This is a genomic window from Halomarinibacterium sedimenti (assembly GCF_019312585.1).
GTDB lineage: Bacteria > Bacteroidota > Bacteroidia > Flavobacteriales > Flavobacteriaceae > Halomarinibacterium > Halomarinibacterium sedimenti.
The window spans coordinates 540501-566277 of sequence record NZ_JAHWDP010000003.1 but is presented as its reverse complement, the minus strand read 5'-3'; the positions used below and the strand labels follow the sequence as shown (position 1 = coordinate 566277).

Genomic DNA, 25777 nt, shown 5'->3' with positions numbered 1-25777 from the left:
ACAAAACAATATGATGAAGCTAAATGAAAAATGGGGAATCACTTTCTTTTGGGTGATTTTTGTATGTACTGGCTACAGTCAAAATGTTTCACGACAGTTGATGAACGATTTCCCAGAATGGATTTTCGAAAAGTTTGATAATTTTAATCCAGAGGCAAAAATTTTAGGTGATGGACTTTTTACACATCTGCCCCCCATTACCGAGCCATATTCGGAAACCAATAATCAATTTGCAGGAACACATGAAGGAAAACTCTATATTAGGGACAAAGCTTCAGATTCTTTAACCATTTTGCTAAATCCAGACCCAAACACCTATTGGTCTATGGACAATGCTATGTGGTCTCCTAATGGGCGATACATTGCAGCCAAGCAAGTAGAAGATTATAATGTACCTGAAATTGACCTTAGAAAAAAAGATTCAAAAGAAATAATCAAAAAAAAGTATAGTCGTGCAGGTGAACCCATACCTAAACATATTTTTTATATAGTTACTGTTACTTCTGGAGAGAAAAGGGAAATTAAATTTGATGAAAATTTTCCATATATCCATTTGTTACAATGGAGTGCTAACAGCCAAAAATTATATTTTTTAATAGCCAATCGATTGTTGAAAGAAGTTCAACTTATTGCTGTGGATGTTAACACAGGAACTAAAACCACCCTTTTAAAAGAAACTTCCAAGTCCTATTTAATAGGTCTTAATTTATTGCAAGGGTATAGTAATCGACTTATCAATAGTAAACACGTAGTATTTTTTGAGGAACGTAACCAATTTACTTGGATGAGTGAAAAAACTGGGTATAATCAAATTTATTTGTACGATGCCCTTGGAAACTTAAAAAGACCCTTGACAAATTTTTCAGAAAATGGTGTTGTGGTTTCTATTGATGCTATTGATAAGGAAAACGGATGGATTTATTTTAAAGCTCGAGGAAATAAAGACAATCCCTATCAATTGCAAATTTATAGAACCAGCCTTAACAAGCCTATTGTTGAAAAGATAACCACTTCCCCAGGCATGCTGGATGTTTTTTTTAGAAAAAGTATGGACACACTATGGGTATTTCGGTCTGAACTTCCTAAAACATTACAATTAGAACGTTACACCAGCCAGGGAGCCTATATCGATTCTCCTTGGCAAGCCAACGATTCTATATTTTCTCAAAATCCAATAAATTTTGAGTATGAATGGGTGTTAGCAGCAGATGGTGTCACAAAATTACAGACTTTCATTTTAAAACCCGTTGATTTTGATCCTTCTAAAAAATATCCTGTGGTGGAACATATATACGGAGGCTCATTTATTAATGTTGTGGTAAGGGATGTGCTAGATATGTCGTTATGGGAAATGAATAAACTAGCTCAAGAGGGTTTTATTGTAGTATATATTGATGGTAGAGGTACTTCAGAAAGAGGAAAGGAATTTCAAGACTTTAGTTATGGCAAATTAGGGCAGGTGGAGTTGGAAGACCATGTAGAAGCCCTTACGCAACTGGCACAAAAAAGACCCTATATGGATTTAAACCGGGTTGGGATTTATGGACATAGTTGGGGTGGTCACTTTGCGTTGCGTGCTTTGGTAGAATTTCCAGAATTGTATAAAGCGGGGCATATAAATGCTGCTGCCCTAGATCCAGAAAACTTTAGAATTGCCGTAGAACCCTTTATGGGGTGTCTACCTCAAGAGTGCCCAGAAAGCTATAAAAAGGCGGCCATCTCCAATAAGTTAAGTAGGCTTAAAGCGCCTCTTATGATTGTACATGGCACCAATGATGATGATGTTCCTATTGCCGATGCCTACCAACTAGTAACCCATTTAAAGGCATTACGCTATACCAATTATGAGTTTGTAGTAGATGAAGGAGCAGACCATATTGTTATGAAAAATAGAAACTGGTTACCCCAAATGATTAATTTCTTTAAAACTAAATTAAAATAAAAGTAAACAAACCTAACCCTTAGGTAAAATGCGACTATAGAGCAGGGTTGGAGTTGTAATAGATTTTAAAGTATGAGATATTTATATTTTTTTCTATTTGTTGTTTTAGTTTCCTGTAATGAAGGTAGCGAGGACATTTATAGAACGACATCTGGTGAATATGCTTCAAAAAAAGCAGGGTTTGTGGCAAAGTTTCCCGGGGAACCAAGTTTATCTGTAATTGAAAATAAATTAGGATATGAGAAGTTTGATATACTACTTTATAGTTTGACATTAGGGAATTACAAGATTTATAGAGTTGAATATTTAGACTATCCAGAAAGTTTAATTAAGAACAAAACTTCAGAAGAGTTACTAAATGAAGGCTTTGAAAATTTGAAGAATAGTATATCTGATGATTTTGATCTAGATTTTAAAGAACCCGTCGAGATTGGCGAGGATAAAGGAATTTACTTTGTGTTTACGCCTAAAGAAGAGGTGCCTGCACTTTTCTTAGGAAAAATTTTTGTAAAGAATAAAAAGCATTACACTGTTTCATATTTAGGAAAAACCGATGGAAATGTAGATGCATTTATGAAATCATTTCGCTTTTTGAATCAAAATTCTGAACATTAAACCTTTATGAAAGACGATTGTAATTGATATTAAGGTTAAAACTATTTTTGATTTGTATTTATAAGTCATAAAAATTAATCACTTAAATAATTACAGTATGAAATCTAATCAACCAAACCATTCGGGGTTGCTCCGGTTAGGAGGAATTGCTGGAATCTGTGCTGGGTTATGCATATTGACCTTTGCCATTAGTTCAGAAATTAAAGGAACCCTATTTGTTAATGAAGCGCTCTCTGGGGGTAGTATCAACGCGTGGATACAAAATGTTATTTCAAATCCAGATTTTGTAAAATACATAATGATATTGCCCATCCTTGGGTTTTCTTTTATGTTGGTTCTTGGGTATGTGTTATATCAATTAATAGGGGTGAGTAGTTGGCAAAAAAACCTGTCTTTAGTAGGCTATATTATTGGAGTGCCTGTAGTAGTCTCGGCATTTGTGGCGCATGTAAGCTTGATAAACCAATTAATCCAACAAACCACACCCTCCGCTGAAATAAGTACACAAATAGAAGTATATACCTCCTTTGCCTTTCATCGTTGGATGGTGATTAATGATTATATAGGACCCTTTTTTATTATTATAGTAGGGCATTCCTTGATGGGGTGGGCAGCGTATAAAGCGAATGTACTACCCAAATGGATGGCGTATTGGGCTGTGTTTAATGGGAGTATTTTATTAATTAATTTTTTACATCCCATATTCCCTGCGTTGGCCATACTTGGATTAGGTGGTCCTTTAAGTATGCTCTGGTTGGTTGTATGTGGTACTATTCTTTTACGTAAAGTGAGGATAGCGTAGGGTGGGCGTTGTAATTACGTGGAAACCCGTATTGATTTTTTTTTCTTAAATCGTAACTTCGTTTAACAATCGATATCGATACCTTGTGCTGAGTGCTTTGAAGCATTAAAACGGACCGATATCTTAAAACATTGTAGGTAATTTAAAACTGAACTATGGGAAAATGTCCTTATTGCCAAAAAAGTGCTGGAATTTTTAAAAAACTTCACAAAGAGTGTGAAGTAAAGTACAATAATGGTAAGGAATTAATAAAGAAAAAAAGCAATTCATTTTTTGATAAATCCGAAATTGTAGAAATAGAAGAACTTGAAAAAATTGCTGATGAATCCTTTATACCCTATGATGAGTTTGAAGATATAATGGAGAGCACATTTACTGATAATTTACTTAATTTCCTTGATGATGGAACTCTCGATGATAAAGAAGAAGATAGTTTAGGTGAATATATGGAGCATTTTAAACTTACTCAAGAACAACTAAATGAAAATGATAGTTTGAGTAAAATGATAAGAGCATCTATATTAAGGAAACTTCTGAATGGAGAGCAAAGTACAAGTAGGATGAAAATAGAAGGAAATCTTCCTTTTAAGTTTCAAAAAAGCGAAGAATTAATATGGCTATTCCAAAATGTTGAATTATTTGAACAAAGAATTAAAACAACATATAAAGGTGGTTCAGATGGTGTAAGTATTCGAATCGCAAAAGGAATTTATTATAGAACAAGTAGTTTTAGAGGTCATCCAGTTAAAACGACTAATATAGTTCCTATTGCAAATGGAATGGTAGCAATTACTAACAAACACATCTATTTTTCGAGCGGAATTAAGAACTTTAGGATTAATTATAATAAAATAATAACATTGGAACCATATTCCGACGGAATTGGAATAACCAAAGATGGTGTTACAGCCAAACCACAGGTTTTTAAAAATGTAGATGGTTGGTTTTGTTATAATTTCATCAAAAATATATCAGAATAAAAACTACGTACAACAACGGCTATAATTCATTGTGGTTTTGTGCCACACGAAAATAAAATTATAAATCATAGCCGAGTCCGTTAAACGAACCTTCGTTTTAAGCTATAAATTCAGTCTATTAAGCTTTAGCGTTAACATTTATGCTCTAATAGTCATAAAACTTGTCCTAAAAGTCATATATGTTGTTTAAAAAGTAAGTTAACTAGTTTTATAAGTAACTTCTCTTGCTTTTAAAGTAAGTTGAGTAGTTTTAAAACTAGGTTTTTATTACCTATAGAACTAGATGATATGCTCTATAAGTAGGCTTATTAGTTTAAAAACTCATAAAAAATGACTTTAAAAGCAAGAAATAGTACCAAAAAGGCAAACCCTTATAGTTGCAAAAGGAGAGACCTTGGAAAGTATTTTAAAAAAGTAATTTTTAGGGCTGCAATAAATACTTTATTAAGTCATCATGCTTAATATTATATTTATGATAATCAATAAAAGTGCAAGTAACCACACATAAACAGGTACACCCCCTAAAAACTCCGAAAGTAGCATTTCTTTTAGGTTCATTTTAAATAATATATTAAAACTGGGGAGTTTTAAATGCAGAGAGACAAAAGTAAACATATTTTTTTTGAAAGAAGGTAACGCATTTATTTTTATCTTTATTTCATAACCACAACCAGATTATTATGAATCCAATCGTACGAAATATTTTAGCAGTCCTTGCAGGAATTGTAGTGGGCAGCATTGTGAATATGGGCATTATTCAATTAGGGCCTTCGGTGATTCCGCAACCCGAGGGGGTAGATAACTCCACGATGGAAAGTCTCGCCGCTACCATGCACCTTTTTGAAACCAAACATTTTATTGTGCCTTTCTTAGCACATGCATTAGGTACTCTGGTAGGGGCTTTTATAGCTGCTAAGATTGCCGTAAGCCACAAAATGCGATTTGCATTGGGCTTGGGTGTATTTTTCTTATTAGGCGGAATTGCTGCTGTATTTATGCTACCTGCACCTATGTGGTATAACGTAACCGATTTGGTTTTGGCGTATATTCCCATGGCGTATTTAGGTGGGAAAATGGCTGTTAAGAAAGCTTAAGAATACTAATAGAAAATGAAAAACCCCATCCATTGATGGGGTTTTAATTTATATTTATTCCTCGCTTCGCTCGGAATGACAATCCATTAATAATAGGTGTAACGTCTTACTTCGGCAATATACTTTGCCAAACGGATTACCTGATGGCTATACCCATATTCGTTATCGTACCAAACATATAACACAACGTTTTTACCGTCTTCAGTGACAATGGTTGCATTGCTATCGTAAATAGAAGGCGCCGAAGAACCAATAATATCACTCGATACCAATTCGTTGTTCAAAGAATACTTGATTTGTTCTACTAAATCCCCTTCCAAAGCATATTTCTTCATAATGGCATTGATAGCATCTTTTGAGGTTGGGGTTTCCAATTCCAAATTCAGAATGGCTAAAGAACCATTTGGCACAGGTACACGAATGGCATTAGATGTTAACTTTCCTTCAAAAGAGGGTAGTGCTTTACTCACAGCACTTCCAGCACCGGTTTCGGTAATCACCATATTCAACGCAGCAGCACGTCCACGTCGGTATTTTTTATGCATATTATCTACCAAATTCTGGTCGTTGGTGTAAGCGTGAATGGTTTCAAGATGTCCTTTTACCACACCAAAACTGTCTTCCACCGCTTTTAATACGGGTGTAATGGCATTGGTAGTACAAGAAGCTGCAGAGAATATATCCACTTTTTTAGGATTATAATCAAGGTGGTTTACTCCATGTACGATATTAGGAATATTTTTTCCAGGTGCGGTAAATAATACTTTTGAAACGCCTTTTGATTGCAAGTGGCGTCCTAAGGCAACATCGTCTCTAAAAGCACCCGTGTTGTCTATTACTAAGGCATCTTCTATTCCGTATTTTGTGTAATCAATTTCTTCTGGAGCATTGGCAGAAATCATATGCACAGTAGTGCCATTAATCACCAAAGCATTATTTTCAATATCGGCTCTAACCGTGCCAGGGAAATCTCCGTGAACTGAATCATACTGTAACAAAGAAGCTCTTTTTTCTAAAACAGTTAAATCAGATTTGTCACGAGTCACCACAGCGCGTAGTCGCATTTGGCTTCCCTTTCCGGTACGTGTCATTAATTCGCGCGCTAATAATCTCCCGATTCGTCCAAACCCATATAACACGACATCTTTAGGAACGATATTTTTTTGCTCTTTAGCCCCTTTTAGTTTGGCACTTACAAAAGCTAATGCATCCTGATATTGGTTGTCTTCAAGGTGATACTCATACGTAAGTTTTCCAATATCCAACTTTGCAGGCGGAAGGTCAAGAGTTTTGATGGCTTCAGCAATTTCTACGCTGTCGAAAATAGAAATAGGTTTTTGCACAAACTCTACTGCATACTCGTGTAGATTTAAAATTTCTGATACATTTCTATCTATTAATTGATTGCGGAATAGCACCAATTCAATTGATTTATCGTACCAAAGGTCGCTTACAATATTAATAAATTGAACACTTGCCTTGCGGCGGTCGGTCTGGAAAGAAAGTTCTTTTTCATAAACTTCATCAAAACTCATAAGGGTATGTTTTTAAAGGGGTTGAAAATTTTTGCAAAAGTACACAACTAAAACGTTTTCGGAAAAGATATTTAACAAAATAAAAAAGCCTGCCGAAATACATTTCAAACAGGCTCTTCAAATTGAATAGAAGGACTCTTTATCTGAAAATAAACGAGTTTAATTCGCCTCTTTCATTTACAAATGTCATTTTTATAGGCTCGTTATAATTTCGACGGTTCATAATCTTTTTCACATCGTCAATGTCTTTTACTTCTTGGTCATTAATTTTGGTTATAATAATACCTTCAAGTCCATAACGGGCCATATCCTTGGTAAGTGCACGGTTTACTTTTACGCCGTTTTTAATACCACGTAAGCCTAACTCAGATTCGGTTGCATTTTTTACTTCCAATCCTAAATCGTCAATTTCATACACTTCCAATTTCACTAAGGTGACAGGAATTATTTTTTGGCTTCCATTTCTTAATACGGTCACATCCACCACATCATTAGGCCGTTTTGAACCTAAATAGCCAGCTAAATCCGAAAACTTTGCAATCTTGTAATTATCAAGTTTTTTTATAATATCTCCCTCTTTGATACCTCCTTTATCTGCACCGCTGCCTTTTTCAATTCCAGCTACATAAACACCTTCAGTTTCATTAATTCCTAAAGCTTCGGCTCTTTTGGAGTTGAGACTTCCTCCTTGAATTCCTAAAATTCCACGCTGCACATTTCCAAACTCCATAATATCCTCAATCACCTTACGAGCTGTATTAGATGGTACCGCAAAAGAATAACCTACATAAGATCCTGTTTCACTCGTTATCGCAGTATTGATTCCAATTAATTGCCCTTCAGTATTTACCAAAGCACCACCACTGTTTCCTCGGTTCACTGCGGCATCGGTTTGTATAAAAGACTGTGGGTTGCTATCAAATTCGTTTAAATCGCGAGCCTTTGCACTTACAATCCCAGCCGTTACTGTGGAGGTTAAATTAAAAGGATTCCCCACCGCCAATACCCATTCTCCAATTTTTACATTGTTGGAATCGGCAAAAGGAACAAAGGGCAACTCTTCATTAGCATCAATTTTAATAAGGGCAATGTCTGTTTTAGGGTCTGTCCCAATAAGTTTTGCCACAAAGGTTTTATTATTGTTTAAAGTAACTTCCAATTGGGTGGAGTTATCAATGACGTGATTGTTGGTAATGATATAGCCATCTGGGCTAATAATGACACCACTTCCAGTCCCCACCATTTCTCTAGCGGTTCCTCCACCAAAAAAGTAATCCCTCATATTTCTGGGTTGTGTACTTACGGTAGTGTTTTTTACGTGAACTACCGCGTGTACTGTTTTATTAGCTGCATCGGTAAAATCGACACCCGAAGGTAACGCAGTATTAGCAGTAAAGTTTGTAGGAATAAAATTAGGGGTTTCAGAAACAGCAGTAACTGCCATTGTTTCATTTTTTTCGACGAATAACTTATATCCGCCAAGTGTAGTAGCTCCCGCTACGATGGCTACTAAGAATAAACGCATTGTTTGTTTCATAATAGATTTCATTTTAATTAATACACTAAAATTAACTTATAAAAGACGATTGTATTGTTAACATGTTTCTTAATTAACGTGTATTTAACACAGATTTTGCATTCCAATTAGCCAGTGGTTTTTATACCTTTGCTTTCTATGTCTATAGAATTTTTTAAATACCAAGGAACGGGAAACGACTTCGTGTTAATTGACAACCGTTTGGAAAATTTCAACAAAAAAAATACCAAACTTGTTGCGGCTATGTGTGACCGAAAATTTGGCATAGGAGCAGATGGATTATTGCTTTTGGAAAACCATCCTGAAGCAGATTTTAATATGGTATATTACAACAGCGACGGAAACCTAAGCAGTATGTGTGGCAATGGAGGCCGCTGTATCACGCATTTTGCAATGTATTTGGGCGTCATAAAAAAGGATGCTACTTTTGAAGCAGTGGACGGAATGCACCACGCTACTATCCTAAATGACAAAATTTCATTGGGAATGAATGATGTTGAAAAAGTGTCGGTTTTTGAAGAATATGTGTTTTTAAATACGGGATCTCCGCACCACGTGCAGCTTGTTTCAAATCTTGATGAATTTAATGTTTTTTCGGAAGGAAGACGCATTCGAAATGAAGTCTACGGAAGAGCGGGTGCCAATGTTAATTTTGTGGAACAAGTTTCTGATAATACATTTAAAGTTCGAACCTACGAACGAGGCGTAGAAGATGAAACCCTTTCCTGCGGAACAGGAGTCGGAGCCGTGGCAATTGCGATGTTTGAAACTGGGAAAACTGTAAGCCAGTCGGTTTGTTTAGAGACACCTGGCGGAACGTTGGAAGTACAGTTTCAGAAAGAAGGAGGGAGCTATAAAAATATAAAACTCATAGGGCCAGCAGTACAAGTATTTAAAGGCGTTTGGGAATGACATTACAGGGAGAACATATGTACTTGAGAGCGTTAGAGCCTTCCGATTTAGATTTCCTATATCAGTTGGAGAATGACGAATCTATTTGGGAAGTGAGTAATACCACAACACCCTATTCAAAATTTATATTAAAACAGTATTTAGAAAATGCACATCGCGATATTTACGAAGTAAAACAATTGCGGTTGGCTATTTGTTTGAAAAGTACGGAAACAGTGATTGGCTTTATCGATTTATTCGATTTTGAACCAAAACATAAAAGGGTGGGACTTGGTATTGTGATCGCTTCCAAAGAAGAGAGAGGGAAGGGCTATGCAGCTGAAGCTATTCAGTTAACCTGTAAGTATGCTTTCACTCATTTGAATGTACATCAATTGTATGCCAATATTACTTCAGACAATAAAAAGAGTATTCATTTGTTTGAAAAATTAGGCTTTCAAAAAAGTGGTGAAAAGAAAGATTGGATTTTTTCCGAAGGCAGATTTAAAAACGAACTATTGTATCAATTAATCCATGAGTAATCTTAAAAAAGTAGTTTTAGCCACAGTAATGTTGGGCTTGGTGGTAATGGGCGGTTTCGCCTATTTTGTGTATACCAGTGTGTTTACAGAGAATACAACCTTTAATAATGAGGAAGCTCATATTTACATTCCTACGGGGGCAAGGCTTAGTGATGTGCTTGAGCAGATTCGACCATTAATTAAAGATGATATTTCTTTTGAAGCAGTAGCCAATAGAAAAGGCTATCCTGCCAATATAAAACCTGGACATTTCATCATAAAAAGAGGGATGAGCAACAATGATATCATAAATACCATCCGTAGCACTAATATTCCTATAAGAGTAAAATTTAATAATCAAGAACGTTTGGAAAACCTTGCAGGGCATCTTGCAAGGCAAATGGAACCCGATAGTCTTACCTTTTTAAATGCCTTTAAAGATTCGGCTTTTTTAACTGAAGTTGGTTTTTCTGAAAACAATGCCCTTGGGATGTATATTCCAAATACATATGAAGTGTATTGGAACACTTCGGCAACCAATTTTAGAGATCGAATGCTCAAGGAATACAATGCTTTTTGGACTCCAGAACGCAACCAAAAAGCTAAAAATTTAGGACTATCTCGCGATCAAGTAATAGCCTTGGCCGCCATTGTACAAAAAGAAACTGCCAAAGTAGACGAACGCCCTCGTGTGGCGGGCGTGTATTTAAACCGACTAAAAGTGGGAATGTTGCTCCAAGCAGATCCTACGGTTATTTATGCAAAAAAGAAAACCGAAAATGACTTCGACCAAATTATCAAGCGTGTGTTATATGTAGATTTAGAGATAGACTCACCTTACAATACCTATAAAAATGCCGGAATTCCTCCAGGGCCCATCTCTATGCCCGATATTTCGGCTATCGATGCCGTGTTAAACCCAGAAAGTCATGACTATTATTACTTTGTGGCAGATGTGAAAAATTTTGGCTATCATAAATTTGCCAAAACTTTGTCGCAGCATAATGCAAACAAAGCCGAGTATGTACGATGGATTTCGCAAAATGGAGTGAACCGTTAATGGTTCATAACATTGTTCATTTCTTCAATAATTTTTTGTAAAACAGCTATTTTTCTTCAATAGCTTTAAGGGTTGATTATCAGGAACATAGGATTTCAATCGTTTTCGGAAGCGATTTAACATTTTTTAACAGCCTGATAATCAAATTTGTGTAAAAAGTTGTACTTTTGCACGCTGAAATTGAAGTGGGGGAATTTTCTTACTCAAAATCAACTAAAATGAAACAAAAATTAATAAGAATAGTTTTTATAAGTTTTATTGTTACGCTATCAACAATTTCATTTTCTTCTTTTAAAGAAAGTGATTTTTCAAATTACATAATTGAAGAAGACGAGGTGCTATGTTATAATGTACCTAATGAAGACGAAGTCTCTTCAATACATACGGTACCTCAATATCATCTTTTTTTAGGGAAAACCTATGTGGGTTTTAAAGAAGCTATTGCTTTTAAAGAATCTCGTGGAGATTATAATATCGTAAATACCTTTGGATATATGGGAAAATATCAGTTCGGAAAAGGTACCTTAGATATGATAGGCATTAAAAATTCTGATCGTTTTTTGAATGATACTCGATTACAAGAAGAAGCTTTTGATGCAAACTTAGCGAGGAACAAATGGATTTTACGACGTGATATTAAACGTTATGTAGGTAGGTATATGGATGGAGTTAAAATTACTGAATCTGGAATCTTAGCTGCCGCCCATTTAGCTGGAGCCGGGAACGTGAAAAAGTATTTACGCAGTGGAGGTGTTGAAGATTTTAGTGATGGTTTTGGAACCACAATTCGGCATTATCTGAAAAAGTTTTCAGGGTATAATACCAACTTTATCATTCCGCAGAAAAAAGTAAAAGTAATGTAGGGAATCCTATTTCTGAATAATAAAAAGGGTGGGTCTTTTATGAAGGTCCACCCTTGTTTTTTTCCAGGATTCTGCAGTCTGTGTTACAATGTATTCTGTTGGCAATGAAATATCACAAGCCACGCATATTTGAGTTTGAGGGTGTAATGCTATAATCAGACTTTCAAGTAACTGATTGTTTCTATAGGGTGTTTCAATAAATAATTGGGATTGATTTTGTTCTTCTGAAAGTTTTTCTAACCTTTTTATTTCTCTTTTTCGTTCCTGCTTATCGATGGGTAAATAGCCATTAAATGCAAAATTTTGGCCGTTAAATCCGCTAGCCATCATCGCCATTAAAATAGAAGATGGCCCTACCAAGGGGATTACTTTAATTCCTTTAATATGTGCTTGTGCTACCACTGAAGCACCAGGATCTGCAATACCAGGGCAACCTGCATCACTTATAACTCCAATATGATGACCCTCATAGCAAGGCATGAGCATATTTGGAATTTCATTTTCATCGGTAAACTTGTTTATAGTATCAATATGTAAGTCTGGCTGAGATTTTTTAGGAACAATACTTTTTATAAATCTTCTAGCTGCCTTTTCGTTTTCTACAATGTAAAAGTCTATTAACTCTACTGCCTTCTTAACCGAAAGCGGGAGTACTTCTAAGGGTGGAGTATCACCTAATGGGCAGGGAATTAAATAAATATTTCCAAGTTGGGGTGTCAAAGCTGAACTATTTTACGATCAATTTTTTGACTGCAGTGGATCCTTTTTCTGAAGTGATTTCCAAAAGATAAATTCCTTTCGAAAACTTTGATACATCCAAAGTTGTTGAACCTTTTTGGGCTATGTTTTCTGAAAAAATTAAGCGTCCATTTATATCAAAAACACTTAAATGGTTGATTAACTCTGTTTCAGATTGAATGGTAATAACTTCATTAGAAGGGTTTGGATATACCTTAAAGGTGTTGTTATTAAAATCTTCAGTAGAGGCAACTTGCCCACCAGAAATTTTATAGATATTGCCACCAAGACTCACAGCATACATTTCACCTGTAACGTCCTCTCCAAAAGCAACCCAAGTACCATTAGGATTTCCACTAGATTGATTTATATAATTATATGAGGCATCAAGAGTGCCAAGCATACCATCGATATCTCCAAAAATATAAATACCTTGAAGGTCGGTATAAACAGAACCTCTATATACTCTTCCACCAATTACGGAACCTCCGCCATTCCAAGCATAATCATACACCGGGAATGTATACTCATTCATTGGCAAACATCCAGTTGTATTAAAAGTATTATTTCCCTCATAGCATCTCCAGCCATAATTCAAACCTCCAGTATTTATAGCTTCACTATTTACTTCTTCTCTTGCATTTTGACCGACATCTCCTATCCAAATTTTATTTTCTTTAAAATCTATTGAAAAACGAAACGGGTTCCTTAACCCTATTGCCCAAATCTCTTCTGCAATGTTAGGGTCGCCTGCAAAGGGGTTATCTGGAGGAATACTATAGTTATTTCCTCCCGCTGGGGTGTCTATATCGATGCGTAAAAGCTTTCCTAACATCAGAGCTAAATTTTGAGCATTGTTGTCCTGATCGCCACTGCCACCGCCATCACCTAATGCTATATATAGATACCCATCGGGACCAAATGCAATACTTCCCCCATTATGGTTTGTGGCAGGTTGGTTTACATTTAATATAGGTAATTCTGACCCTGGGTCGGCAATATCTGGATTGCCACCATCTACTGAAAATCTTGAAATTTGAGTATCACTAGAACTATCAGAGTAATGCACAAAGAAATATCCGTTATTTGCGTAATCTGGATGGAAGGCCAGTCCTAATAGACCACGTTCTCCACCTGAGTTAACCATTGAACTGATATCTAGAAATGGTGTAGCATTAATGGTTCCATCTGGATTTAGAATTTTTATAATTCCACCTTGTTCTACCACAAAAAGTCGTTCATCCCCGGCATTTTGAATATCAAGGGAACTGCTAAATCCCGATGCAAACAAATCTAGTTCAACGGTTTGTGCATTAGCAATCGATACAATACCAAATGTAAAAAGTAGGTAAATAATATTTTTCATAGCCATAATTTTTTTTAAATGTACTAAAATGGCCTCAATAAAAAAACTAGAGCTTTTGTGCTATTTTCTCACAGGCATCATCGAGCATTTGGAATACATTTTCAAATCCTTGGCTTCCACCATAATATGGATCGGGGACATCCACATTTTCACCAGGAAAGATTTCGTTTAAAATGAGTTTTACTTTTTTCTTTTCAGAATCGCTATTGGCTAATTTTAAAACATCTCGATAGTTAGAATTATCCATGACATAGATGACATCATATCGTTCAAAATCATATTCAGAAAATTTCCTTCCACGTTGGTCTGTAATATCAATTCCATGTTTTTTTGCGATGTCTATGCTTCGACTATCAGGTAATTCACCAACGTGCCATCCCCCTGTTCCAGCCGATTCTACCAATACTTTTGAAGGATCTACTTTCGATTTTAAGATGCCTTCTGCCAATGGCGAGCGACAAATGTTGCCCAAGCAAACCATTAAGACTTTTGTTTTCATTAGGGTAAAATAAAAAAATCCCGCAAGATGCGGGAAGAATTATAAGGTTAATTTCTTGTTGAGGTCGTCAACATATTTTTTGAATTGCTTATCGGTACTCGAAAGATTATCGACCGTTTTACAAGCGTGCAATACGGTGGCGTGATCTCGTTGACCAATTTGTGAACCAATAGATGCTAAGGATGCCTTTGTAAACTTTTTTGCAAAGAACATCGCCAATTGCCGTGCTTGAACAATATGTCGCTTTCGGGTTTTCGATTGAAGCGTATCCACATCCATCTGGAAATAATCACTTACTATCTTCTGAATATAGTCGATAGAAACTTCACGCTTGGTATATTTCACGTAATTGTCTACTATCTTTTTAGCAAGATCGATAGTAATTTCTCTCTTGTTGAAAGAAGAATGAGCAATTAATGAAATGATAGCCCCTTCAAGTTCTCGAATGTTTGTTTTAATGTTGTTAGCCAAAAACTCCACAATATCTTCAGGCATTTCCACACCGTCTCTGTAAAGCTTATTCTTGATAATAGCCACTCGTGTATCGTAATCTGGATGGTTTAACTCTGCAGAAAGTCCCCATTTAAATCGAGATAACAAACGTTGCTCGATATCTATCATATCTACAGGTGCCTTATCACTGGTAAGAATTACCTGTTTGCCGTTTTGATGTAAATGGTTAAATATGTGGAAGAACACATCTTGTGTCCCTGCTTTCCCTGAAAGTAATTGAATATCATCCACAATCAACACATCCATAATTTGGTAAAAATGAATGAAATCGTTTCGGTTATTCTTTTTTACAGACTCAATATATTGTTGTGTAAACTTTTCAGCAGAAATATAAAGCACCGTTTTTTCAGGGTACTTTTCTTTTATCTCAACGCCAATAGCATGTGCCAAATGTGTTTTTCCTAATCCCACGCCTCCAAAAATCAATAATGGGTTAAAGGAAGTTCCTCCAGGTTTATTGGCTACTGCATAGCCAGCAGAACGGGCTAAACGATTCGATTCACCTTCAAGGAAATTATCGAAACTATAATTAGGATTTAATTGCGATTCAATTTTTACATTTCGAATTCCAGGAATCACAAATGGGTTTTTAAGCTCTGGGCTTTTGTTCTTTAACGGAACATCGACCTCTTGGTCTTTCATTTGACTTCGATTGGAACTCGGTATTTTTTCAGTAAAAGGTTGCTTATTGCCATAGGTGTTCTCCATTTTAATGATATACACCAGTTTGGCTTTTGCACCTAATTCTTTGGTAAGGGCTACTTTTAACAGCTTTACGTAATGCTCTTCCAGCCACTCATAAAAAAACTTACTAGGAACTTGAATACTTAGAGCATTGTCGTTGAGTTTTACTGCTTTAATGGGTTCAAACCATGTTTTGTAAGCTTGTGTCGATATATTATCTTCAATAAAGGACAAACAATTGCTCCAAACTGTTTCAGCAGTTTTACTCATAATTGGGCTTCTATTTTGAAGTTTAGTTAGTTAAATTTGCGATTAAGAACTAAGAGAAAAGAATGTCCTCTAACATTTTCTTAACATTGCAAATATGTGAACAAAAAAGTGAAAAAAAAAATAGAAAGGGTATTGAATTTCTAATTTTTTTTCCCCATACTACATCTTCGATAAAGCTACAAAAAAAGTTCCTTTTTTCGGGAGAAAATATGAGAAAAACTATTACAAAAATGAGAGTGCGTTATGGAGAGACCGACCAAATGGGGGTTGTGTACTATGGAAATTATGCACAATACCTCGAACAAGGACGAACCGAATGGTTACGGGAGTTGGGATTTTCTTACAAATGGATGGAAGAAAACAATATTCAACTTCCGGTTACTAAACTTGAAATAAATTATAGACTTCCAGCACGTTATGATGATGTAATAACTGTGATTACCGAATTACAGAATATTCCTACAGCCAAGATTGAATTTTATTATAAGATTTTTAATGAGAAAAATGAGTTGCTTGTCACTGCAAATACGACCTTGGTTTTTATTGATACTGTTACTCAAAAAATTAGAAGAGCGCCCGATTATTTAATTGAAAAGTTAAAAAATTAATCCTCTATTTTTTTAATGAACACCTTATAGGTGTTTTCAAAAAGTTCAAATATTTTTTCCGAATCTTTTTTTCTTACAGCCATTTGAATCTCACAATTCAACTCCAATTTTTGATTGACAATAGTTAGGTCTTCCTCCTTAATAATTCGCATTACGGTATTCATTTCGGGATAATCAAACTGAAGCTTATATAAATCGTCAATGGTGAGTTCAACAATCTTTGAAGCCTCTAAGGCCATTTGAGCCGCAGTTTTATAGGCTTGAATCAATCCTCCAACACCTAATTTAGTACCTCCAAAATAACGTACAATCACAACCAGGATATTAGTGACTTCAAAAGATTGTAGTTGTCCGTAAATAGGCATTCCTGCACTATTACTTGGTTCTCCGTCGTCATTGGCACGATAGTGTTCGTAGTGCTTACCAAGCTGCCAAGCATAACACCAATGCCGTGCCGTGTGGTGTTGCTTCTTTAAAGCCTCAATGTGTTCTTTAGTTTCATCTTCTGTTGTTACTGGAAAGGAATATCCAAAAAACTTACTCCCTCTATCTTTAAATAAGACTTCGGGTGAGGGTTTCTTTATGGTTTTATAGGTGTCTTTTTCCATTACATTTTTGAAAGTGCAATTAAACCAATGCTAACGAGGGCAAGTATAATCCCTAACCAATTCTTTGGAATAAGTTTTTCTTTAAACAACAAAATTGCAACAAACGTTGAAAGTGTAACAATTCCAATGTTATTTACTGTAAATATTCCGGAGCTTTCCATAATATCACTTCTAAGCGCTCCTACCAAAAAATAGAGGCTGAAAAAATTGGGTATCCCAAGTGCAATTCCGCCCAAAATACTTTTTGTCTCAAACTTCAATGTACCTTTAAGTTTTTGAACCAGAAGTGCCAAAAGCCCAATTGATCCTGCTGCATAAAATAGCGTAGATGAAAATATGGCAACATCTTCAGGAGCCACAAATCCTTCTTCAATAAACTTAATCCCCGTATCTATAATACCACTTCCTAAAAACACCAAAAGTGGAAAAATGAGATTTTTCTTCTGAATGGTGAGTCCGTGTTTATTCTTTATGGAAGCAAGATAGACGGCAAACAACGCAAGTAAGATTCCAATGCCTTTTAAAATGCCTAAACTTTCTTTATAGTAAAGTAATCCAAAAATAATTGGAATTACCACACTCATTTTAGTAGCAACCGAAACCACCGAAAGGCCACTTCTCTGTGTCGTTAATGCCATTAAAAAGAAAATAGAGATAAAGAAACTACCCAATGCTAGAGCATAGTAAAACCACGAAAATTGATGCAGGGTGGCCATTTTTTCTGTGTCTCCTTGCAACAGAAAACCAAAGGTTCCTGCAACTATATAATTAACAACAATGGCTTGAAAATTATTGATTTTAAAGCGTTCAAAAAGTTTAAAAACAACCAGAATGGTGGTTGAAGCAAGAATGCTTAATAATAGTGCTATCAAAAGGATGTGTTTATGTAATGGAACAATAGGTCGTTTTTAATTTGTATTTCTGAAAGCAATTTATCTTTCATTATTGGAGCTTTAAGTCCTTCGTAAAATGAAGTAGAGCCTTTAAAAACAAAAGTTTCATCCCAAAGATTTTCATCTATAAAGGTTTGAAGTGTTTTTGCACCTCCTTCTACTATCACACTTTGGATGTTAAGTTTATATAATACTTCGCAAACTTGTTTGGCTATATTTTCTGAAAAATCGATTGTTTCATAAACTAAATTGTCAATATTTTCTCTTGAAATTTCAGTAAGCACAATCGTTTTCACGTTACCATCAAGGACAGAAGCATTTTTTTGAATTTTTAATGCTCGATCTAAAACAATACGAATGGGTGAGTTGCCCTCCCAATGGCGGGTGGTTAAAATGGGATTGTCATCAAGTACAGTTTTAGTTCCCACCAAAATAGCTTGTTCTTCGGAGCGCATTTTATGCACAAGTTGTCTCGAAAATTCATTGGTAATCCAAACGGGCTTTTGCTCCTTTTTTTCTTTTGGAGCCATGAAACCATCTTGTGTTTGAGCCCATTTTAATATAATGAATGGCCGTTTTTTATTCTGAAATGTAAAAAATCGTTTATTCAAAGCCTCCGCTTCTTTTTGAAGCACATTTACAATAACTTCACATCCAGCATCTTTCAATTTTTGAATTCCTTTTCCTGCCACTTTTGGGTTGGGATCTGTGCAACCAATGACCACTTTTTTAATACCCTTTTCTATAATTAAATCGGAGCAGGGCGGGGTCTTTCCAAAATGACTGCAAGGCTCTAAATTTACATAGAGGGTTGCGTCCTTTAATACACTTGTATCCTTTACATTTAAAATGGCATTTACCTCTGCATGGGGAGCACCCGCTTTCTGATGCCATCCTTCGCCAATGATTGAATTGTGGTACACAATCACGCTACCAACCAACGGATTGGGATAGGTAGTCCCAAGCCCATTTTTGGCGAGTTCTATGCAGCGCATCATATATTTTTCGTGTATCTTCACAGCTCAAAAATACGAGTAATTAATTAGATATGAATGCTCCTATAATTCGTCCTATTCAACCCAAAGATAATGTGCAAGTTGCCAAAATAATTCGACGTGTTTTGGAAGATTTTAATGTGCCAAAGGTAGGTACTGCATATGCCGATGCTTCGCTAGACTGCATGTATGAAACCTATCAAAAAACACGTTCTGCTTATTTTGTTTTGGAAGAAAACGGGAAACTCATTGGTGGCGGTGGAATTGCACAATTGGACAATTATGAAGGGAATGTTTGTGAACTTCAAAAAATGTACTTTTTAGACGAAGCTAGGGGAAGAGGATTGGGCACTAAAATGATCGATATCTGTTTAAATAAGGCAAAGGAATTTGGTTACGAAAAATGCTATCTAGAAACCATGTCTTATATGGAAGCGGCTCAAAAATTATACAAAAAATACGGATTTCGTTATATCGATGGAGCGATGGGAGATACAGGGCATCACGCATGCGGAGTTAATATGTTATTGGATTTGTAGGTTGTGACAATTGAAAAACTAAAAATATATTTTGCCCATAATCTTGAAGGGTTATATCCTTCAGAAGAAATTGAATCCTTCTTTTTTCTGTTAGTTGAAAAGCATTTAAATTTTTCAAAAGTTGACACAGTTTTAAAAAAACAATACGAAGTTTCAGAAAGGATTACCCAGCAATTTACGGAAGCATTAAATCGCTTGCAACATTTTGAGCCCATCCAATATGTATTGGGCAAAACCGAATTTTACGGTCTCCCTTTTAAAGTAACTCCTGCTACACTCATTCCTCGTCCAGAAACTGAAGAATTGGTCGATTGGATAATAGTAAATTGCAATAAAAATCACAGAGCCTTATTGGATATTGGAACTGGCTCGGGATGTATCGCTATTGCGCTTGCAAAGAATCTACCAGCCGTAAAAGTTTCAGCTATGGATATTTCTGAAGAAGCTTTAAAAGTAGCTTCAGAAAATGCTATATATAATAAGGTAACAGTAAATTTTAGTAAAAAAGATATTTTAGGCACATCGACTTTACCTCAAAAGTATGATGTAATTATTTCCAATCCGCCTTATGTTCGGAATTCAGAAAAAGAAATGATGCAAAAAAACGTGTTAGATTTTGAACCTGCATCCGCACTTTTTGTGGAAGATGACAACCCGTTGTTATTTTATTCCAAAATAGCTAAGTTGGCAAAGAACTATCTTAATCCTAATGGTTTTCTGTTCTTCGAAATAAATGAGTATCTTAGTAAAGAGGTTATTCAATTACTAGAAAGAGAAAGTTTTTCTGAAATTGAATTAAAACAAGATTTCTTCGGAAAGGACCGAATGATAAAATGTACTTTAGGTGAATAAACTAGAAAAAATATGTGTTTTTTGTGGTAGTAGCGAAGGTAACGATTTAGCTATTGCACAAGCTGCAATGATGTTAGGAGAGACTTTTGCAAATCGAGATATAACGCTAGTATATGGTGCTGCCAAGATTGGTGTTATGGGTATTTTGGCAAAATCTGTTTTGGATAATAATGGTGCAGTAATTGGTATTATTCCTGAATTTTTAAAGAAAAAAGAAGTCGTGCATCTTGGGCTTTCGCAACTAATTACTACTGAAAACATGCACGATAGAAAAATGAAAATGCAAGAAGTGAGTGATGGCTTTATAGCGCTGCCTGGGGGAATGGGTACCTTAGAAGAACTCTTCGAAATTCTTACATGGCTCCAGTTAGGGTTGCATAACAAACCCATTGGATTATTAAATGTCAATCATTTTTATGATGATTTGTTACAGTTACTAGAAACTATGGTGAGAAAAGGACTCCTAAAAATGAAGAACTATGAGTTACTTTTGGTTTCAGATTCCATCGATATACTTCTTGAAAAAATGGAACAATTCAAAGCACCAAAGATTCCAAAATGGTTAAGTCCAGAACGGACTTAATAATATTTCCCTTGTATAAATTTATATATTTGTTGTATGAATATTGAACAACAAATCACCCAACTTCGTGATGAATTAAGGGAACATAATTACAACTATTATGTGCTTGATTCGCCGACTATTTCCGACTTTGAGTTTGACCAAAAATTAAAACTTCTTCAAAAGTTAGAAGCTGAAAACCCACAATTTTTTGATTCAAATTCCCCTACCTTACGCGTAGGAGGTGAGATCACCAAAAATTTTGAAACGGTCCCACATCGCTTCAGAATGTATTCCTTGGATAATAGTTATTCCAAAGAAGATTTGGAAGATTGGGAAACGCGTATAAAAAAAATGGTTGATGGGGCTGTGGAGTATACATGTGAATTAAAATATGATGGTGCTTCCATGAGTTTGACCTATGAACATGGAAAATTAATAAAGGCTGTAACACGTGGTGATGGAGTGCAAGGGGATGATGTTACGACCAATGTGAAAACAATAAAATCGGTACCCCTTCAATTAAAAGGAGACTATCCAGAATCCTTCGATATTCGCGGGGAAATTATTCTACCGTTGGCGGGATTTGCAAAAATGAATGAAGAACGACTCGAGGTGGGGGAAGAATTATATCGAAATCCTCGTAATACAGCTTCCGGAAGTTTAAAATTACAAGACAGTGCTGAGGTTGCCAAGCGACCTTTGGATTGTTTATTATATAGCTTAAAAGCAGATCGGCTTCCATTTAAAACTCAATTCGAAGGGCTTCAAAAAGCTCGTGAATGGGGTTTTAAAGTGCCTAATGAAGCCAAACTTGCCAAAAGTATCGATGAGGTTTTAGAATATATTAATTATTGGGATATCCATCGGCACGACTTGCCATACGAGATAGACGGTGTGGTAGTAAAAGTGAATAACTTACAACAACAAGAAGAGTTAGGTTACACAGCAAAAGCACCGCGGTGGGCGATGGCGTATAAGTTTAAGGCTGAGCAAGTAACTACTGTTTTAAATGAAATTACCTATCAAGTAGGAAGAACGGGAGCTATTACCCCTGTGGCGAATTTGGAGCCAGTAGAATTGGCAGGAACTATAGTGAAACGAGCGTCCTTACACAATGCAGATCAAATTGAGAAATTAGATATTCGAGAAGGCGACACTGTTTTTGTGGAAAAAGGTGGGGAAATTATCCCGAAGATAGTTGCAGTTGAATTTAGTAAGCGCCCAATACATTCACCACCCACACTATATATAACCCATTGTCCCGAATGTGAAACTAAACTCGTAAGAAAAGAGGGAGAAGCACAGCATTATTGCCCTAATTTTGAAGGCTGTCCACCACAAATTATTGGGCGAATTCAACATTTTATTTCTAGAAAGGCCATGGATATTGAAGGCTTAGGAGGAGAAACCGTAGCCCTATTTGTAAATAATAAATTGATAAATACTTACGCTGATTTATATGAATTAAAAACAGAAGATGTCATTCCTTTAGAACGAATGGCAGAAAAGAGTGCTGAAAATTTGGTCAATGGAATTGAAGCTTCCAAACAAATTCCTTTTGAACGTGTATTGTTTGGCTTGGGAATCCGATATGTGGGTGAAACGGTTGCTAAAAAGTTGGCAAAACACTTTAAAACAATTGATGCTTTGGCAGTAGCTACATTTGAAGAACTTATCGCTGTAGATGAAATAGGGGATAGAATTGCCGAAAGTGTCATTACTTTTTTTGCTTCCGAGGAAAATAGAGAGACCATTCAGCGGTTAAAAAATCGTGGAGTTCAGTTAGAAATTTCAGCAGAAAAACTAGCGAATCAAACGGACAAACTACAAGGAAATATATTTGTGGTTTCTGGTGTATTTACACAAGTTTCAAGAGACGAGTTAAAAAAATTGATTGAAGATAATGGTGGAAAAGTATCTAGTAGCATTTCTAGTAAAACCAATTATGTAGTAGCAGGAGACAATATGGGTCCTAGTAAAAAAACAAAAGCGGAAACCTTGGGTGTGGCTATTATAAGTGAAGATGATTTTCTAAAAATGATTGCATAAATTACATTCGTTTCACTCTTTAAAATTGTATTTTTACTCCGAATTTACGATTGAGAATGTTTGAAAATTTAAAAAAAAGAGCCTTACAAAAACATACCGAAAAGAATATAAAAAATAGGGATACTTCGCAGATAAATTCGAAGATGAAAACCCTAGGATTTTTGGTAGATGAGATGTTGTTTCAGGACTTTGAAAAACTCCATGATTTTTCAAAAATATTCGGATTGCAACCTAAAGATGTAAAGGTTTTTTCATTTATGGAAGTGAAAAAGAAGTTACCTACACTTCAGCAAAATCAGATAAATAACAAAGATTTTAATTGGAAAGGTGAAATTCAAAATCAGAATGCAAAGGAATTTTTAGAACGAGATTTTGATGTTTTAGTGGGATTGTATGATGGAAAACACAGGTTTTTAGATTTATTGGTTTCAGAAAGTAAAGCAAAATTTAAAGTTGGTTTTAAGGATGCAGACCCACGATTATACGACTTATTAATTGCGGTTTCCACAAACGATTTGCCTACTTTTACAGCCGAATTAAAGAAATATATAACCCTTTTAAATAAAGTATAGATGAAAGCACTTATGGGTACAGGAGTAGCGCTGGTTACTCCGTTTACAAACGATTTTAAAGTTGATGTTGAAGGGTTAAAACGTGTTGTTAACTTTCAAGTTGAAAATGGCATTGAATATTTGGTGGTTTTAGGTACCACAGGGGAAAGTGTGACCCTTACTAAAGAGGAAAAAAAATTAGTTATAGACACTGTCATTGAGGTTAATAATGATAGATTACCATTAGTACTTGGTGTTGGGGGTAACGATACACAAGCTGTTGTTAACGAATTAAAGACAAGAGATCTTTCTGCCTTTACCGCAATACTTTCGGTATCCCCAATGTATAACAAACCTTCGCAAGAAGGTATTTATCAGCATTTTGCGGCTATTTCCAAAGCAAGTCCATTGCCCATTATTTTATATAATGTGCCGGTAAGAACAGCCAGTAATATGCTTCCTGAAACCGTAGTTCGATTGGCCAATGATTTTGAAAATATTGTAGCTATTAAGGAAGCTGCAGGCGATATTGTGCAAGCCATGCGAATGATAGATGGCACTCCTAGTGACTTTTTGGTGATTTCTGGTGACGATATGATTGCGTTACCTATGGTGTTGGCAGGCGGAGCGGGTGTAATTTCGGTAATTGGAGAAGGTTTTCCAAAAGAATTTTCAGAAATGATCCGATTAGGATTAAACAGAAAAGTGGATGAGGCGTATGCTATTCACTATAAATTAGCGCCTGCCATCGATTATATTTTTGCCGAAGGAAATCCAGTGGGGATAAAAATAGTTTTTAAAGAATTAGGAATTTGCGGTGACACTGTTAGGCTACCATTGGTAGGTGCTAGCGAGAATTTAAAGAAAAAGATCGCTTCTTTTGTGGCATCCTTTTAAAATGAATTGTTTAATAGTGCGTTAAACTTTTCAGAAAAGGATGTTGACTCTTTATAGAAAGGGTATTTTAGTCCCATAAATTAGTTTTTGTAATCACTTTAATTTCACTACTTTTGCACGATGTTTTTTAAAACAATGAAAAAGAGCCTTTTATTTATTTTTGCAGCCGTACTTTTATCCTCTTGTAGTTCCTATCAAAAGCTACTTAGATCGGACGATTCTGCAAAGAAATACACAGCTGCAGATTCCCTTTATAAAGCGGGAAAATATAAAAAGGCCTTGGCTTTAATGGAACAAATTGTCCCTGCCTATCGAGGGAAGCCTCAGGCAGAACCTTTAATGTTTCGTTATGCCAATACTTTTTACAATCTTGAGGACTTTTATCTTTCGGGATATCAATTTGAGCGATTTGTAATTTCCTATCCCAAGAGTGATAGTGTTGAAATAGCGTCATATCGCTCCGCAAAGAGTTATTATGAGTTATCACCTCGGTATTCTTTAGATCAAAAAGATACCTATACTGCTTTGGAAAAGCTTCAGGGATTTGTAGATAAATTTCCAAATTCTGAATACCGACCCAATGCGAATGCGATGGTAACCGAGCTAAAAGAAAAACTCGAAAAGAAAGATTACGAGACGGCTAATCAATTTTTAAGAATTTCAGATTACAAGGCAGCGATTGAGAGTTTTGAGAATTTTATTTTAGACCATCCTGGTTCCAAATATAGACAGCAAGCTTTCTACGGAAGAATGGAAGCTTCGTATTTACTTGCTATAAACAGTGTGCCTTATTTGGTTCAAGAAAGATTAAATCAAACAAAAAAGTACTATCAAAGTTTTTTGAAATACTTTAAAGAAGGGGAGCTAAAGCAAGATGCCGATGAAATTTTACAAGATGTAGAAAAAAGACTTTCACAATATAACACAGAAAATTAAAAAGGAATATCCTTAATAGAAGCAAATATTTTACAATTATGAACGATATAAAAAATTCTGACGCGCCTATCAATACTACAACTATTGATAAAAACTTGCTTGATGCAAAGACAGGAAATATCTACGAAGCTATTTCTATTATTTCAAAAAGAGCTGGCCAGATTAACGGAGACATTAAAAAAGAGCTTTTAGAAAAATTAGATGAGTTTGCTACGTACAACGATAGCCTTGAGGAAATCTTTGAAAACAAAGAGCAAATAGAAGTGTCTAAGTTTTACGAAAGACTTCCTAAGCCACATGCGCTTGCCGTTCAAGAATGGTTGGAAGATAAAATTTACTACCGTAATACGGCAGACGAAGCAATAGAAGAATAG

The 25777-nt window shown here is 35.6% G+C and carries 27 protein-coding genes; 18 read left to right on the top strand and 9 right to left on the bottom strand.

Annotated features, from left to right (window positions below):
• Nucleotides 1-10 precede the first annotated feature (10 nt).
• The 5 genes from KXJ69_RS09915 to KXJ69_RS09895 all read left to right on the top strand — a co-directional run bounded on the left by KXJ69_RS09915 (nt 11) and on the right by KXJ69_RS09895 (nt 5433).
• Entirely contained in the window at nt 11-1942 is a 1932-nt protein-coding gene (locus KXJ69_RS09915) for a S9 family peptidase (protein WP_219052932.1), read from the top strand.
• 72 nt (nt 1943-2014) lie between these two features.
• A complete protein-coding gene (locus KXJ69_RS09910; protein ID WP_219052931.1) occupies nt 2015-2557 on the top strand; it encodes a hypothetical protein in 543 nt (180 codons plus the stop codon).
• A gap of 97 nt (nt 2558-2654) precedes the next feature.
• A complete protein-coding gene (locus tag KXJ69_RS09905) occupies nt 2655-3359 on the top strand; it encodes a DUF4386 family protein (protein WP_219052930.1) in 705 nt (234 codons plus the stop codon).
• Nucleotides 3360-3514: 155 nt separating this feature from the next.
• The gene (locus tag KXJ69_RS09900; protein WP_219052929.1) at nt 3515-4339 is read left to right on the top strand and encodes a hypothetical protein; all 825 of its coding nucleotides are present in this window, start codon (nt 3515-3517) and stop codon (nt 4337-4339) included.
• 680 nt (nt 4340-5019) lie between these two features.
• Nucleotides 5020-5433 (top strand): hypothetical protein, encoded by a 414-nt coding sequence (locus KXJ69_RS09895; RefSeq protein ID WP_219052928.1) that lies wholly within the window; start codon nt 5020-5022, stop codon nt 5431-5433.
• Between the two features lie 86 nt (nt 5434-5519).
• Here the strand turns inward: KXJ69_RS09895 and KXJ69_RS09890 are convergent, their stop codons facing one another.
• Nucleotides 5520-6968, bottom strand: coding sequence for a glyceraldehyde-3-phosphate dehydrogenase (locus KXJ69_RS09890; protein ID WP_219052927.1), 1449 nt, complete (start codon nt 6966-6968; stop codon nt 5520-5522).
• A gap of 139 nt (nt 6969-7107) precedes the next feature.
• The gene (locus KXJ69_RS09885; RefSeq protein ID WP_219052926.1) at nt 7108-8505 is read right to left on the bottom strand and encodes a trypsin-like peptidase domain-containing protein; all 1398 of its coding nucleotides are present in this window, start codon (nt 8503-8505) and stop codon (nt 7108-7110) included.
• A 138-nt stretch (nt 8506-8643) separates the two neighbouring features.
• Between KXJ69_RS09885 and dapF the strand changes: the two genes are divergently transcribed.
• The 4 genes from dapF (at nt 8644) to KXJ69_RS09865 (ending at nt 11840) form a co-directional block, all read left to right on the top strand.
• The gene (dapF, locus tag KXJ69_RS09880; protein WP_219052925.1) at nt 8644-9417 is read left to right on the top strand and encodes a diaminopimelate epimerase; all 774 of its coding nucleotides are present in this window, start codon (nt 8644-8646) and stop codon (nt 9415-9417) included.
• Complete coding sequence (locus KXJ69_RS09875) at nt 9414-9938, top strand: GNAT family N-acetyltransferase (RefSeq protein ID WP_219052924.1); 525 nt, start codon at nt 9414-9416, stop codon at nt 9936-9938. Before dapF ends, KXJ69_RS09875 begins: the two co-directional genes overlap by 4 nt.
• Complete coding sequence (mltG, locus tag KXJ69_RS09870) at nt 9931-10977, top strand: endolytic transglycosylase MltG (RefSeq protein ID WP_219052923.1); 1047 nt, start codon at nt 9931-9933, stop codon at nt 10975-10977. Before KXJ69_RS09875 ends, mltG begins: the two co-directional genes overlap by 8 nt.
• Nucleotides 10978-11195: 218 nt before the next feature.
• Complete coding sequence (locus KXJ69_RS09865; protein WP_219052922.1) at nt 11196-11840, top strand: peptidoglycan-binding protein LysM; 645 nt, start codon at nt 11196-11198, stop codon at nt 11838-11840.
• 6 nt (nt 11841-11846) lie between these two features.
• Here the strand turns inward: KXJ69_RS09865 and KXJ69_RS09860 are convergent, their stop codons facing one another.
• From KXJ69_RS09860 to dnaA, 4 genes are read right to left on the bottom strand one after another with little or no spacing between them, the layout of a single operon-like run.
• Nucleotides 11847-12560: an SAM-dependent methyltransferase gene (locus tag KXJ69_RS09860; RefSeq protein ID WP_219052921.1), complete on the bottom strand. Its 714-nt coding sequence runs from the start codon at nt 12558-12560 to the stop codon at nt 11847-11849.
• Nucleotides 12561-12567: 7 nt separating this feature from the next.
• On the bottom strand, nt 12568-13944 hold the full coding sequence (locus tag KXJ69_RS09855; RefSeq protein ID WP_219052920.1) for a PQQ-dependent sugar dehydrogenase: 1377 nt from the start codon (nt 13942-13944) through the stop codon (nt 12568-12570).
• 46 nt (nt 13945-13990) lie between these two features.
• Entirely contained in the window at nt 13991-14443 is a 453-nt protein-coding gene (locus KXJ69_RS09850) for a low molecular weight protein-tyrosine-phosphatase (protein WP_219052919.1), read from the bottom strand.
• Nucleotides 14444-14482: 39 nt separating this feature from the next.
• Nucleotides 14483-15910 carry a chromosomal replication initiator protein DnaA gene (gene dnaA, locus KXJ69_RS09845; protein WP_219052918.1) on the bottom strand — a complete coding sequence of 476 codons (1428 nt, stop codon included), beginning with the start codon at nt 15908-15910 and terminating at the stop codon, nt 14483-14485.
• A gap of 209 nt (nt 15911-16119) precedes the next feature.
• Here dnaA and KXJ69_RS09840 point away from each other — a divergent pair, with 209 nt between their 5' ends.
• Entirely contained in the window at nt 16120-16518 is a 399-nt protein-coding gene (locus tag KXJ69_RS09840; RefSeq protein WP_219052917.1) for an acyl-CoA thioesterase, read from the top strand.
• On the opposite strand, the gene KXJ69_RS09835 is transcribed toward KXJ69_RS09840, so the two are convergent.
• From KXJ69_RS09835 to ribD, 3 genes are read right to left on the bottom strand one after another with little or no spacing between them, the layout of a single operon-like run.
• Nucleotides 16515-17126, bottom strand: a complete 612-nt coding sequence (locus KXJ69_RS09835) for an IMPACT family protein (protein WP_219052916.1) — start codon at nt 17124-17126, stop codon at nt 16515-16517. The two genes, KXJ69_RS09840 and KXJ69_RS09835, sit on opposite strands and share 4 nt — an antisense overlap.
• Nucleotides 17126-17998: an EamA family transporter gene (locus KXJ69_RS09830; protein WP_219052915.1), complete on the bottom strand. Its 873-nt coding sequence runs from the start codon at nt 17996-17998 to the stop codon at nt 17126-17128. Before KXJ69_RS09830 ends, KXJ69_RS09835 begins: the two co-directional genes overlap by 1 nt.
• Nucleotides 17995-19038 carry a bifunctional diaminohydroxyphosphoribosylaminopyrimidine deaminase/5-amino-6-(5-phosphoribosylamino)uracil reductase RibD gene (gene ribD / locus KXJ69_RS09825; RefSeq protein WP_219052914.1) on the bottom strand — a complete coding sequence of 348 codons (1044 nt, stop codon included), beginning with the start codon at nt 19036-19038 and terminating at the stop codon, nt 17995-17997. The genes KXJ69_RS09830 and ribD overlap by 4 nt, the downstream gene beginning before the upstream one ends.
• Nucleotides 19039-19067: 29 nt before the next feature.
• Here ribD and KXJ69_RS09820 point away from each other — a divergent pair, with 29 nt between their 5' ends.
• From KXJ69_RS09820 to KXJ69_RS09785, 8 genes are all read left to right on the top strand, one after another.
• The gene (locus tag KXJ69_RS09820) at nt 19068-19553 is read left to right on the top strand and encodes a GNAT family N-acetyltransferase (protein WP_219052913.1); all 486 of its coding nucleotides are present in this window, start codon (nt 19068-19070) and stop codon (nt 19551-19553) included.
• Nucleotides 19554-19556: 3 nt separating this feature from the next.
• Nucleotides 19557-20405: a peptide chain release factor N(5)-glutamine methyltransferase gene (prmC, locus tag KXJ69_RS09815; RefSeq protein WP_219052912.1), complete on the top strand. Its 849-nt coding sequence runs from the start codon at nt 19557-19559 to the stop codon at nt 20403-20405.
• On the top strand, nt 20398-20988 hold the full coding sequence (locus KXJ69_RS09810; RefSeq protein ID WP_219052911.1) for an LOG family protein: 591 nt from the start codon (nt 20398-20400) through the stop codon (nt 20986-20988). The genes prmC and KXJ69_RS09810 overlap by 8 nt, the downstream gene beginning before the upstream one ends.
• Before the next feature lie 36 nt (nt 20989-21024).
• Nucleotides 21025-23019, top strand: a complete 1995-nt coding sequence (gene ligA, locus KXJ69_RS09805) for an NAD-dependent DNA ligase LigA (RefSeq protein WP_219052910.1) — start codon at nt 21025-21027, stop codon at nt 23017-23019.
• A 56-nt stretch (nt 23020-23075) separates the two neighbouring features.
• Nucleotides 23076-23591, top strand: a complete 516-nt coding sequence (locus KXJ69_RS09800; protein ID WP_373422840.1) for a DUF6913 domain-containing protein — start codon at nt 23076-23078, stop codon at nt 23589-23591.
• Entirely contained in the window at nt 23592-24467 is an 876-nt protein-coding gene (gene dapA, locus KXJ69_RS09795; RefSeq protein WP_219052908.1) for a 4-hydroxy-tetrahydrodipicolinate synthase, read from the top strand.
• 135 nt (nt 24468-24602) lie between these two features.
• Nucleotides 24603-25403, top strand: coding sequence for an outer membrane protein assembly factor BamD (locus KXJ69_RS09790; protein WP_255571305.1), 801 nt, complete (start codon nt 24603-24605; stop codon nt 25401-25403).
• 38 nt (nt 25404-25441) lie between these two features.
• Nucleotides 25442-25777: a DNA-directed RNA polymerase subunit omega gene (locus KXJ69_RS09785; RefSeq protein WP_219052906.1), complete on the top strand. Its 336-nt coding sequence runs from the start codon at nt 25442-25444 to the stop codon at nt 25775-25777.

Excerpts from the sequence above, each read along its gene's own strand:
- dapA (WP_219052908.1), top strand. The coding sequence starts at position 23,592 with ATGAAAGCACTTATGGGTACAGGAGTAGCGCTGGTTACTCCGTTTACA.
- dapF (WP_219052925.1), top strand. The coding sequence starts at position 8,644 with ATGTCTATAGAATTTTTTAAATACCAAGGAACGGGAAACGACTTCGTG.
- KXJ69_RS09885 (WP_219052926.1), bottom strand. The coding sequence starts at position 8,505 with ATGAAACAAACAATGCGTTTATTCTTAGTAGCCATCGTAGCGGGAGCT.
- KXJ69_RS09890 (WP_219052927.1), bottom strand. The coding sequence starts at position 6,968 with ATGAGTTTTGATGAAGTTTATGAAAAAGAACTTTCTTTCCAGACCGAC.
- KXJ69_RS09850 (WP_219052919.1), bottom strand. The coding sequence starts at position 14,443 with ATGAAAACAAAAGTCTTAATGGTTTGCTTGGGCAACATTTGTCGCTCG.
- KXJ69_RS09855 (WP_219052920.1), bottom strand. The coding sequence starts at position 13,944 with ATGAAAAATATTATTTACCTACTTTTTACATTTGGTATTGTATCGATT.
- KXJ69_RS09905 (WP_219052930.1), top strand. The coding sequence starts at position 2,655 with ATGAAATCTAATCAACCAAACCATTCGGGGTTGCTCCGGTTAGGAGGA.
- ligA (WP_219052910.1), top strand. The coding sequence starts at position 21,025 with ATGAATATTGAACAACAAATCACCCAACTTCGTGATGAATTAAGGGAA.
- KXJ69_RS09865 (WP_219052922.1), top strand. The coding sequence starts at position 11,196 with ATGAAACAAAAATTAATAAGAATAGTTTTTATAAGTTTTATTGTTACG.
- KXJ69_RS09895 (WP_219052928.1), top strand. The coding sequence starts at position 5,020 with ATGAATCCAATCGTACGAAATATTTTAGCAGTCCTTGCAGGAATTGTA.
- KXJ69_RS09835 (WP_219052916.1), bottom strand. The coding sequence starts at position 17,126 with ATGGAAAAAGACACCTATAAAACCATAAAGAAACCCTCACCCGAAGTC.
- KXJ69_RS09790 (WP_255571305.1), top strand. The coding sequence starts at position 24,603 with ATGAAAAAGAGCCTTTTATTTATTTTTGCAGCCGTACTTTTATCCTCT.
- KXJ69_RS09900 (WP_219052929.1), top strand. The coding sequence starts at position 3,515 with ATGGGAAAATGTCCTTATTGCCAAAAAAGTGCTGGAATTTTTAAAAAA.
- KXJ69_RS09785 (WP_219052906.1), top strand. The coding sequence starts at position 25,442 with ATGAACGATATAAAAAATTCTGACGCGCCTATCAATACTACAACTATT.
- KXJ69_RS09840 (WP_219052917.1), top strand. The coding sequence starts at position 16,120 with ATGAGAAAAACTATTACAAAAATGAGAGTGCGTTATGGAGAGACCGAC.
- KXJ69_RS09875 (WP_219052924.1), top strand. The coding sequence starts at position 9,414 with ATGACATTACAGGGAGAACATATGTACTTGAGAGCGTTAGAGCCTTCC.
- KXJ69_RS09820 (WP_219052913.1), top strand. The coding sequence starts at position 19,068 with ATGAATGCTCCTATAATTCGTCCTATTCAACCCAAAGATAATGTGCAA.
- KXJ69_RS09800 (WP_373422840.1), top strand. The coding sequence starts at position 23,076 with ATGTTTGAAAATTTAAAAAAAAGAGCCTTACAAAAACATACCGAAAAG.
- mltG (WP_219052923.1), top strand. The coding sequence starts at position 9,931 with ATGAGTAATCTTAAAAAAGTAGTTTTAGCCACAGTAATGTTGGGCTTG.
- dnaA (WP_219052918.1), bottom strand. The coding sequence starts at position 15,910 with ATGAGTAAAACTGCTGAAACAGTTTGGAGCAATTGTTTGTCCTTTATT.
- KXJ69_RS09910 (WP_219052931.1), top strand. The coding sequence starts at position 2,015 with ATGAGATATTTATATTTTTTTCTATTTGTTGTTTTAGTTTCCTGTAAT.
- KXJ69_RS09915 (WP_219052932.1), top strand. The coding sequence starts at position 11 with ATGATGAAGCTAAATGAAAAATGGGGAATCACTTTCTTTTGGGTGATT.